Genomic DNA, 10,530 nt, shown 5'->3' with positions numbered 1-10,530 from the left:
TAAGGAGAGAAGCATATCGCCGTAAGCGACTGAAAATAACAGGAGGAACGATCATGGGGCAACAGCTCGTAGGAATACTGCTTAATGCCGCTATGCACCGGGGCGTTCCCCGGCTGAGAACGGGGCAGGAATCCCTTTCCAACTATGAGGAGGCAGCCGCTGTATACGGCCTGGTCCCATGCTTCCTGCGTCTGGATGAAATCGATACAGATTCGGGCTTCAGCGCCGCCTATATAAAAGAAAACCAAAGATACCGGAGAACCGTCATCCCCACACCCAGGGTCATTCATAACCGGGCAATCTATCATCAGAATAGTCCCAGCATGAAAAGGCTACTCCGCCATGGTCCAAGGGTCTTCAACGCCTGGAACCGTTATGGTAAAGACGAGATCCACACCCTCCTCCGGCAAAGCGCAGAGCTACGGGGCTTTCTGCCGGCTACGGCGCTTGGCCTGTCTGGGCTAAAGCTCATGATGAACCGCTTCCCCGATCTCATCCTGAAGCCGTGTCGGGGCAGTATTGGCAAAGGGGTCATGCGCATGATTCACCGGAATGCAGGGAACTGGACTTGGATCTACCACTCTGCCAGATCCCGGCGCTGGGTGAGCGTTCCTGTCAGCATAGATGCGCTGCCACGGGCGCTGCGAAGCCATCTGGCTGCCGTGCCTTATCTGGTTCAAGAGCGCATACCGCTGGCTGTCATCGGCCGCCGCCCGTTTGATCTGCGCGTCACCGTCCAGCGCGGCTGGGGCGGGGAATGGCAGGTCACCGGCATGTTCGCCAAGGTGGCCGCTCCCGGCGGCTTCGTCTCGAACATCGCCAGAGGCGGCGAAGCGCTCCATTCCAATGTCGCGCTGGAGAAGGCTTTCCCAGGCGAAGCCGCGGCCCATCTCCGCATGTCGGTGGGTACTCTTGGCCTTGCCGTTGTACGTTGGCTGGAACAAGGCCTACCGGAGCTCGCTGATGTGGGACTGGATATCGGCATCGCTGCGAACGGTCGTCTGTTCTTCATCGAGTGCAACGGGCGTGATCAACGCTACGGATTCCGCAAAGCCGGAATGGCCGAAACCTGGAAAGATAGCTACCGTCGGCCTATGGGCTATGCGCGTTTTCTGCTCGAAAACGGCAGCCAGCAGTAGAAGGTTGTTGATTTGTCTCCTATTCTATGTCAATATAATGCAGAGCGGTTACGGTCCGGGTTCGCCGGGCCGTACTGCTGTATTATGAAAGGGAGATGGGCATGGTTAAACAATTGCTGCGGCTTATGACCGAGCTGTCCTCACACAGATGGCTTTCGCAGGTGATGGGGGCCTTATCCCATAGCAGAGTCAGCCGTTTCTTTATTCCGGCATTTATTCGTTCTTACCGTATTCCAGCCGCTGAAGCGGAAAAGAATCCCGAAGAATATCGTACGCTGAATGAATTTTTCAGCAGACGACTGAAGCCCGGCATGCGTCCTATCGCTCCGGAGCCTAATGCGCTGGTAAGCCCTGTGGACGCGATGATTACCGCCATGGGAGACATTCAAGCCGGCACGATTATGAATGTAAAAGGCCAGGATTATAAACTGGAGGAATTACTGAATCATTCGCCTCACCTGGAGCTGTACAAAAAGGGATTTTTCTTTGTACTCTACCTAAGCCCCACCGACTATCACCGTATACATTCTCCGATTGCGGGACGCAAGATGGAGAGCGATTATATCCGTGGACGGGCCTATCCCGTCAATGAATTCGGCATGCGGAACATGAAAGGCGTACTGAGTCGCAATGAACGGCTTATCACCTATATTGCCGGAGAGTACGGCGAGACGGCAGTAGTCAAGGTAGGCGCAATGAATGTCAGTAGCATCCGCTACGCCGATGACAAGGCAGCTACGTGGGAAAAGGGCGGCGATCTAGCCTACTTTGAATTCGGTTCAACAGTCGTGCTGCTCACAGAAAATGACACCTTCTCACCGCGTCCCGGCCTGCGGGTCAACACCAAAGTGAAGATGGGTGAGCTGCTGGGCACGCTGCATTCCCCGCTGTAGAGGACATCGTGATATAACGGAGCAAGGGTATCTCCAGCCGCTTGAGAAGGCGACGAAGAGATACCCTTGTTTTGTAGAGAAACGAAGCCCCGTTTCTTTTAAGCAGCCAGCAGACGAAATTCCGTCTGCTGGCTTTTTTGATGCCAAGCTTATTTCACTGTTGTGCTTGTGATGCGGGCATAGTAATCCAACACATTCTTGATAATTACCGCTGCTTCCGCTCTTGTGGCCGGTGCAGTCGGGTTCATTTGACCGCCGGTACCGCCATTGATAATTCCAAGCTGTTTGAAGGCGTAAACGGCTTCTTTGGCGTATCCTGCAATGGAAGCATCATCCGGGAAGTCATGCCCGGTCACTTGCGGCAGCTCCACATTCAGCTTCTTCAGTGCGTTAAACGCGATGACACACAAGTCCTGACGGCTGATACTCTTATTAGGAGCAAAGAGGCCATTACCTATGCCGTTAATCAGATTGTTGGACGTTCCGATATCAACATAGTTTTTATACCAGGCCCCGCTCAGAACGTCAGTAAACGACTTCTGTTGGTCACCCAAGCTGAAATCAAAGCTCTTAACAACCATAGCCAGGAATTCTGCACGGTTCACTTGACCGCTCGGATCAAAGGTTCCGTCTGTGCGTCCGCCGATAATATTTTTCTCGGCCAAGGCTGCTACTGCAGCTTCCGCCCAGCTTGGGATCAATGAAGCATCTTTAAATTTGAGACTCAGCTCTTGTTTGATCTGCCCCGGTGTCTTGGAAGTTGTGCCTGTTGCCGATGGCTGCGGCTGTTGCTCTCCAGGCTTAACAATTTCTCCTGAAGCAGGTGGAGGAGTTGGAGTAGCCGGTGTGCTTGGGCCCGATCCGCCAGGCTGCTGTCCACCTCCGCCGGAACCGCCATCACCACCTGAGCTTCCGCCACTGTAAGGTCTGACTACCACTGTGATCTCTGCTTTCAGACCCTGCGGATTAGTTAAACCTTCAGGTATGATCAGACTACCTTTAATGATGTACGTTCCTGCCACATTGGCATGGTAACCATCACTGTTCCATTGTACGGCAACAGATTGTGTCTCGTCGTTATTCAAGGATACGGATACTGCCGCCGGCAGCTCCAGTTTCGCAAATTCGGTACCATAGACAACGCTTCTGCTCTCCAAGGTCTGAACAGCTTTGATTTCTGGCAGTTTCACGACCTCTGGCGAGACATAAACAGCAATGGAAGCTGTCAACTCATCTGGATTGAGGATTCCCTCACCCGGAATCAAAGTTCCGCTAAGGATGTAAAGCCCTTCCTTATGGCCATTATAGCTGTCTCTGCTCCATTGTACGGAAACGGCCTGGGTCTCACCATTATCCAATGTTACTGTCACTGAAGCTGGCAAATTCAAGCCTTCAAATTCAGTACCAAACGGTACATTCTTGCTTTCCAATTTCTGCACCGCTGTAATCTTGGCAGCATGCTTCACTTCCGGCAAGACATGGATGATGATGGAAGCTTTCAAGTCACTCGGATTGATAATTCCCTCTTCCAGCACCAGGGTACCGTTCAGGGTATACGATCCTGCTGCCTGACCGTTATAGCCTGCCGGACTCCATTCGATTGCAAGTGTCTTCGTGCCGTACGCATCCAGGGTTACTGTTGCAATAGGTGGCAAATCCAGCTTGTCAAAAGCGGTGCCATGTTCAACATTGCGGCTCTCCAGCTTCTCTACTTCCGTAATCTTGATAGGGTGAGTGCCTTCCGGAAGCACAACTACTGTGATGGAAACCGTATTGCCTGCACTGTTCAGTATGCCTTCCGGCAGCTCAAAAGTACCTGTGAAGGTATAATTGCCTGCTTTGCTGCCCTCATAATGACTGCTGTCCCAATGTACATTCAAAGGAATAACCTTATGGCTACCCAGTGTAGCTTCCACTGTCGCTGGTAGATTCAACTCTTCTGCTGCAGTACCGAATGGTACACTGAGCAGCTGTGGCTGGGAAATGGATACGATCTCTTTGGCCTGAAGATCTACCTTCCATTTGGCATAGAACACTGTGCTTGCGTTCAATACCGTCTGCGGTGTCAGTGCACTGCCTTCTCCTGCCTTATTATCGAACCAGCCCTCGAAGAGGTAATCTTCCCGTACCGGTGCCTGTGGCAGCGTTCCGAAGGCTTCTCCCTTAAGCGCCGCTACTTTGGTTGCCGCTGGTGCTTCTGGATAATTGAGATCGAAGGTAGCCTCAATCGGCTCGCCATAAATGAGTTCAATATACTGTAAATTGGCGTTCAGTCCGTTAAATCGCATATACACGTTTTGTTTTCCTGTTACTTTACTTCTGTCCAGGAAAGTTTCCGCTGTTACATAACGATCAATGTTGGTATTCCCCAGCGTTAGCTTGGTGCTGGCCATGCCATATCCGGTCCAGGCAGCGCCTGCTTTTTGCGCCAGAGTAATGCTGGCAAACTCATTTCCGTATTCAAAAGAGCCGCCACCACTATAGGCATCAGCATACGCTCTGCCTTGTGTAGTCGATCGTTTTACTGGTTTTCCCGTGTTGTCTGCCTCGGTATAGAATTTGAAAGATGGCGTAGAGCCGCCTTCACGGGAATACAACACTCTTATCTCCACAAGATTGGTCAACTCCACTTGACCGAAATAAACAAGGTCATTGGCGTTGACATAGCTCATGGCGTCCGTACCCGCTTCAAATCTGAATTGGGTATTGCCTGCATAGATCCATGGTGCGTTATATGCGTAGATTCGAGTACCGCTATCCACACTTTGAGTATCTTTTGGCGCAAGATTGACCGGCATGGACGAGGTGTTCAACTCTTCTATAGCCGCCTTCAGAGCAGCTATCGCCTCTAATACTACTTCGTCGTTGATCGGTTCGATAAGAACGGCCTTTATTTCGGCCAACACAGTATTGAATTTGAGCTTTTTGTATGAGGAATATGCAGTCATATCAATGTTCTCAGCAGCCTTGATTGCCGCATCCAACGCCGAAATGTCTACATTGTCCTGCTTTAGTTGAAAGGTTAGCCAGTTGATATCAATGCCAGCGCTTTCAAATACGATTCTAAGCGTATGCTCCCCTGCTGTCAGATGGACATCCGGGATTCTAAATGTTCTCCATTCCCCTTTGGTTGTAGTCAGGTCGAAGGTGCCCAGAAGCTTCTCGCCATCATAGACGCCAAAGGACATTTGAGCGACATCGGACTGGCTGGAGCGAAGACGTGAGGTGACTTTATACGTACCTTCTTTCTCCACATTTATTTTATAGGAAATCGCTTCACCCTTATTGGTATTGGTATAACATAATCCACCATCCACATCGTTACATGTGACAGGCGTGATTACCGGGGTGATGGAAGAGAACTCTGTTTCGGCTACTTTCAATTTCGTATTTTTCCCAATCTTCTTTACTGTCTGACCTACATTGCTATTAATTTTGACATAATCAAAATCGGCATAAAAAGGTTCTGTCAGCGTCTGACTTCCGTTAGAAGCCAGGAGTCCAAACTTCGGATTAGCATAATTTGCGGTCGTACTGCCAAGCGAAATATACTCGGTACCGTCCGCACTGACATAACCTGAATAGCTATTACCTATTTTTTTCAGACGCAAGAAGATTTCTTTCTTCTCACCGAAAATGTTGCTGAGCTGGCTGGCAGACAATTGGCCGATGGTCACAGGTGCTGTGCCTCCAGTTTCCTTGACCATACCGATGATTTTGCCAGAGCTGTATTCATACTTCACCCAAATGTAGTTATTGTTATCCTGTGAAGCTGTGATCCCTACACCGTTATAATTCTGATTCGGCGCTTTGCTCATATTGATCTTAACTGTAGCTTCCCAGTTGCCAAAGGCTTCCTGCTGGAAAAAGTTTTTCAAATCAGCATGATCGCTCCAGAAGTCGCCTCTTTCAGCAATGATTCTTAAAAATCCGGGAGCTGCGCTTAGCGACCAGTTCTTACTGTTCTCCCCGTTCGTTGGTGTTTCTTTGTTAATTGTCCAGAAGGGGCTTAATGTTGTGCTGTTGAATTCATCGCTCTGTGGTGTCGTCCCGAACTGAATCACATAAGTATTGCCCTGATCGGTACTGACACATTTGATCGTCACTCTCTTATTGGCTTCATCTACTGTAGCCTTCGCTTTGACGCCTGTATTCGTTTCAAAAGTAACCTCAGGCAACTTGGCTCCGCTAAGCAGGCCTACATCATAGCTGAATCTGGTCGGTGCAAAACCGTCAAGCGGCTTGCCATCGACCAAAATGCCCTTCAAATACGCATAGGTCGGATTCTCAAAAATCGGCTCCAGACCTTCTTCCGATGTAAAGATTACTTTGTAAATCCGTTTCTCTCCTCCAGCTGTCGCCGTTATTACAGCCGCCGGTCTGTTCTTGTCGGCTTGCTGTACAGTAACATTTACTCCGGCAGCAGCTGTAGCCTTCACTTCTGGATAGCTGCTGATTTCACTGTTCTCACCAAATGCTTTATAGTCCAGTTTGAGTGGATTGAATATTTTGATCTTCTTACCGCCTACCGTGATCCCGCTAAGCTGCGGATTTCCTAGTGGAGCCGCATCGACCCGGAACCAGTCTTTTCCCGGCGTATAATTGACCACATAATCAATCTTAGCTGTTCTGGCAAAGGCCGGAGATTTTATCAAGAAGTTCGTGATATTCTTGGCGGAACGCTGCAATTCTCCGAGTGTCAGGGAGCCATTACCAAGTGCTGTCATCGTATTGAAGGTACTGTTGTTCCGGTTCCTCTGTGTTTCTGCATAATCGTTCGGAATGACCATGTACAGATCGTTTTGGGCGCGGACCATCGCTTTACCGTTGGTTTCATCATAACGATTGGAGGTGGCGTAAAAGCCCTGATCCTCACTCGTCTTTGCCCACCAGTCTGTCATAACAATCCCATCAAAGCCCCATTCTCCACGCAGGATGGTAGTATTCAGATCATAGTTACTGGCAGCCCAAGTTCCGTTGACCGGTCCGTAGGATGTCATTATCGAGCGTGCCTTCCCGCTCTTGACCGCCATTTCATACCCTTTCAAATAAATCTCACGGAGCGCTCTTTCCGAGACACGTGCATTCACCAAATGTCTGTCTGTTTCCTGGTTATTGGCAGCGAAGTGCTTCAGGGTAGGCGCAGTACCATTCTTCTGAAGGCCTCTCGTCTGTGCAATAGCCATCGCGCCTGTCAGCAGCGGGTCCTCCGAAAAATACTCAAAGTTTCTTCCGTTCAGCGGACTTCTGTGAATATTAATCCCTGGTCCGAGCAGTGTGTCGATGTTATTCAGCAGCATTTCTTTGCCGAGCAGGTCGAATAATCTTTCGTTCAGCTCCGTGTTCCACGTACAGGCAAGCATCGTCCCGTTTGGAATACTGGTAGCCTTCTGTGCATTGGTCTCCATACGGATACCTGAAGGACCGTCAGCCGAACTGTCGATCGGAAGTCCAAGCTTCAGCAGATTTTTCGTCACCCCGCCAAACGCTGAGGCGGTACCAGCAGTAACTTTAGGACTGGACATTCCTTCCCCTAAAATGATAGATCCCAGATCATTGTTGGAAAATTGGGCGATGAATTGATCCATCGTTACTTTTTTATTGTAAACATCCAATAAGGTATAGCCCTTGTCCCCGCTCTGCGGAATGGCAGCAGGAAGATTCTGCTTAATTCGCTCTTCCAGGTTGATACTCCGTGTTGGTACTTTTTCATTAACGGTAGTAAAGGTTCCATCTCCCTTAGGGGTACCTGGTTTAATCCGGTCGAAATCCTTTGTCGGCGCGAGCGCTTCCTGCAAGGTTTCTACGACCTTCAACTCATTTAGTGTATACGTATTGACCTTTTTGCTGTCTCTTACGTTATTTCCTACATAAATGTTATAGTCTCCGGCTTCCAGAACGTAAGAGGAATCATGACCTGTTATACCACTATCATCATAGGAGGCCATATCTTTCGTATCGTAAGTAAGGGTTAGCGTCTGGGATTCACCAGGCTGAAGCAGCCGGGTCTTCGCAAAAGCAGCCAGTTCCTTGGTTGGCTTGCCAAGCTTGCCTTGTGGTGCACCATAATAAATCTGGACAACTTCCTTGCCTTCTACCTTGCCAGTGTTCTGAACCGTTACGTTGACGGCCACCTCTTTGTCATCAACTTTGACGCTATTTGTAGTCAGCTTGAAATCGGTATAGGACAATCCAAATCCAAACGGATAAAGTACTTTCTCAAGCGCAAAAGTCTCAAAGTAACGATAGCCGACATAAATGTCCTCTTTGTATAAATTCTCCGTTTTGCTGCCAAAGTTGGCGGTGGAAGGATAGTCCGCCAGCTTGGCGGCAATCGTATCGCTCAGCTTGCCGCTTGGCGTAACATCACCGGTCAACACGTCGGCTACGGCACTACCACCCTCCATCCCCCCTTGCCATGCATACAAGATAGCAGCGTTAGGATAGTTTGTGGCCCATGACATATCGATAACGTTCGCCACGTTCAAGACGATGGCCACCCGATCAAATTTGGCATACACCTTATTGAGCATATCAACTTCAATGCTTGTTAGCCGGTAGGCACCTTCAACATCTGTGTTGTCCTTGTCTTCACCGGCCGTTCTGCCGATAATGACCACAGCTGCGTCCGACTTGGCTTTTGCTGTGTTAACAATGTCGTCGGTTAAAGGCATTTCCGCCTGGGACCAAGGCTCGGCCGCCCATCCCCCACCACCATTATTGAAAGGATGTGTTTTGATCCATTCGGCGTAAATCTTCACCAGATCTTCATTCAATTTGAGACTGGGGTTATTCCGCAGTCCCTCCAGAATGCCATTCACATAATCTACCCGCACAGCCCCGCCCGAACCTGTACCGGACTTGTAGTAACTGGCTTGAATGCGGCCAAACACGGATACATTCTCACTCTTTTGAATAGGAAGCACTTGTTCATTGAGATTCACAGGGAGTCTATATTTCGGATTCTGCAGCAGTACAATCCCTTCAGCAGCTACTTCTCTTGAGACATCTGCCAATCCCGGCAGAACCTGAGCGGAAGCAGGTGTACTACTGATAGGCGTTAGGATTGAGGCTATCAGAATAAAGCAGAAAAATACTTTAAGTAAGCGGTTGCAATTTTTCCCCATTCTTATACACCATTCCTTTCATTTAAGGGATAGCTTAAGAGATACACTTGAATAGAACCTGGTCGGAGTCAGCAAAAAACGACACATTAATACACGAATATTCATTTATTATATTATGTGGGAGTATTTGTTAATCAGAGGAGTTGTTCCGAATCACCTCCAATATCACGGATTTATATTTGTTGAAACGAAGACCGGACCAAGACTCTCAGGCATCTGTTAGTGTGAGAATGTTCATTGATTCCCCCTTTGCTTGATTAGCTCATCTTGATAGTAGCATCAGAATTTTCATCCTAACATAGAAAATCCTCATCCGTTCCATGAATATCCTCATGTATCATTTGTTTTGCGCCGCTTTACCGCATAAAAAGGAGCTCCAAAGCCATGATATGGCTTACGGAACTCCCTTTGTTCTTACTATCAGCCTTACATCGGCATGCATGTTATCCCCGTTCGGCTACTCTGTAACCTTGCTCTGATTGGCAACCTCCTGGGCTTTGGCCTGCACTTCGGCTGGCTCTCCAAGATAGAAGCGACTGATCGGATTCACATTCTCATCCAGCTTGTAAACTAGCGGGACACCTGTAGGAATGTTCAAGTCAAGCAGGGCCGCCTCATCAATGTCTTCCATGTATTTGATCAACGCCCGCAACGTATTGCCGTGTGCAGAGATCAGCACCCGCTCCTTCTTGCGAATCAGCGGGACAATCCGGTTGTGCCAGAAATCACCGACCCGATGTACGGTATCTTCCAGACTCTCACCGCGCGGGATATCCTCCTCACGGAGATTTTGATAACGGATATCGCTCCGGGCATATCTTGGATCATCCGGCTCCAGCAGCGGTGGACGAACAGACAGACTGCGCCGCCAGATATGAAGCTGCTCCTCGCCGTATTTCACCGCCGTTTCACTCTTGCTAAGCCCTTGCAGCGCTCCGTAATGGCGCTCATTCAGCTTCCACGATTTCTGCACCGGAATCCACAGCAGATCCAATTCCTCCAGAATATAATGCAAGGTCTTAATGGAACGCTTCAAAACAGAGGCAAAGGCCAGATCGAACGTATACCCTGCTTCTCTAAGCAGCTTGCCTGCTTCTTTGGCCTCCTGGATTCCTTTCTCGGTCAAATCGGGATCGCTCCAGCCTGTGAACAGGTTCTGCCTATTATATTCACTCTCACCATGCCGTATTAACACAACCTCATACATTTCCCTCTCTCCTTTAGCCTGTGGTATCGTCATCCCCAAGGTCCTTATACAGCACCTCTGACAAAAGCGTACTTATCTTCCTTATACCCCGGTTACGTCCGAAGGATACGCTTCTATATTACAATTATACTCCGTTAACCATGGCACAAGTAGAAACGGCTTTT

At 49.1% G+C, this 10,530-nt stretch carries 4 protein-coding genes; 2 read left to right on the top strand and 2 right to left on the bottom strand.

Annotated features, from left to right (window positions below):
* Positions 1–53 precede the first annotated feature (53 nt).
* Positions 54–1,139, top strand: a complete 1,086-nt coding sequence (locus AC3Y23_RS15295) for a YheC/YheD family endospore coat-associated protein (protein WP_379200319.1) — start codon at positions 54–56, stop codon at positions 1,137–1,139.
* 101 nt (positions 1,140–1,240) lie between these two features.
* The gene (gene asd, locus AC3Y23_RS15290; RefSeq protein ID WP_379200317.1) at positions 1,241–2,032 is read left to right on the top strand and encodes an archaetidylserine decarboxylase; all 792 of its coding nucleotides are present in this window, start codon (positions 1,241–1,243) and stop codon (positions 2,030–2,032) included.
* Positions 2,033–2,181: 149 nt separating this feature from the next.
* On the opposite strand, the gene AC3Y23_RS15285 is transcribed toward asd, so the two are convergent.
* Complete coding sequence (locus AC3Y23_RS15285; protein WP_379200315.1) at positions 2,182–9,159, bottom strand: glycoside hydrolase family 3 C-terminal domain-containing protein; 6,978 nt, start codon at positions 9,157–9,159, stop codon at positions 2,182–2,184.
* Between the two features lie 457 nt (positions 9,160–9,616).
* The gene (gene gpmA / locus AC3Y23_RS15280) at positions 9,617–10,366 is read right to left on the bottom strand and encodes a 2,3-diphosphoglycerate-dependent phosphoglycerate mutase (RefSeq protein WP_379200313.1); all 750 of its coding nucleotides are present in this window, start codon (positions 10,364–10,366) and stop codon (positions 9,617–9,619) included.
* Between the last annotated feature and the right edge of the window lie 164 nt (positions 10,367–10,530).

It is taken from the genome of Paenibacillus sp. MAHUQ-45, from assembly GCF_058133325.1.
Note: the sequence above shows the minus strand (reverse complement) of the source record. Positions and strands in the feature narration are given on the sequence as shown.

Excerpts from the sequence above, each read along its gene's own strand:
- AC3Y23_RS15295 (WP_379200319.1), top strand. The coding sequence starts at position 54 with ATGGGGCAACAGCTCGTAGGAATACTGCTTAATGCCGCTATGCACCGG.
- asd (WP_379200317.1), top strand. The coding sequence starts at position 1,241 with ATGGTTAAACAATTGCTGCGGCTTATGACCGAGCTGTCCTCACACAGA.
- gpmA (WP_379200313.1), bottom strand. The coding sequence starts at position 10,366 with ATGTATGAGGTTGTGTTAATACGGCATGGTGAGAGTGAATATAATAGG.
- AC3Y23_RS15285 (WP_379200315.1), bottom strand. The coding sequence starts at position 9,159 with ATGGGGAAAAATTGCAACCGCTTACTTAAAGTATTTTTCTGCTTTATT.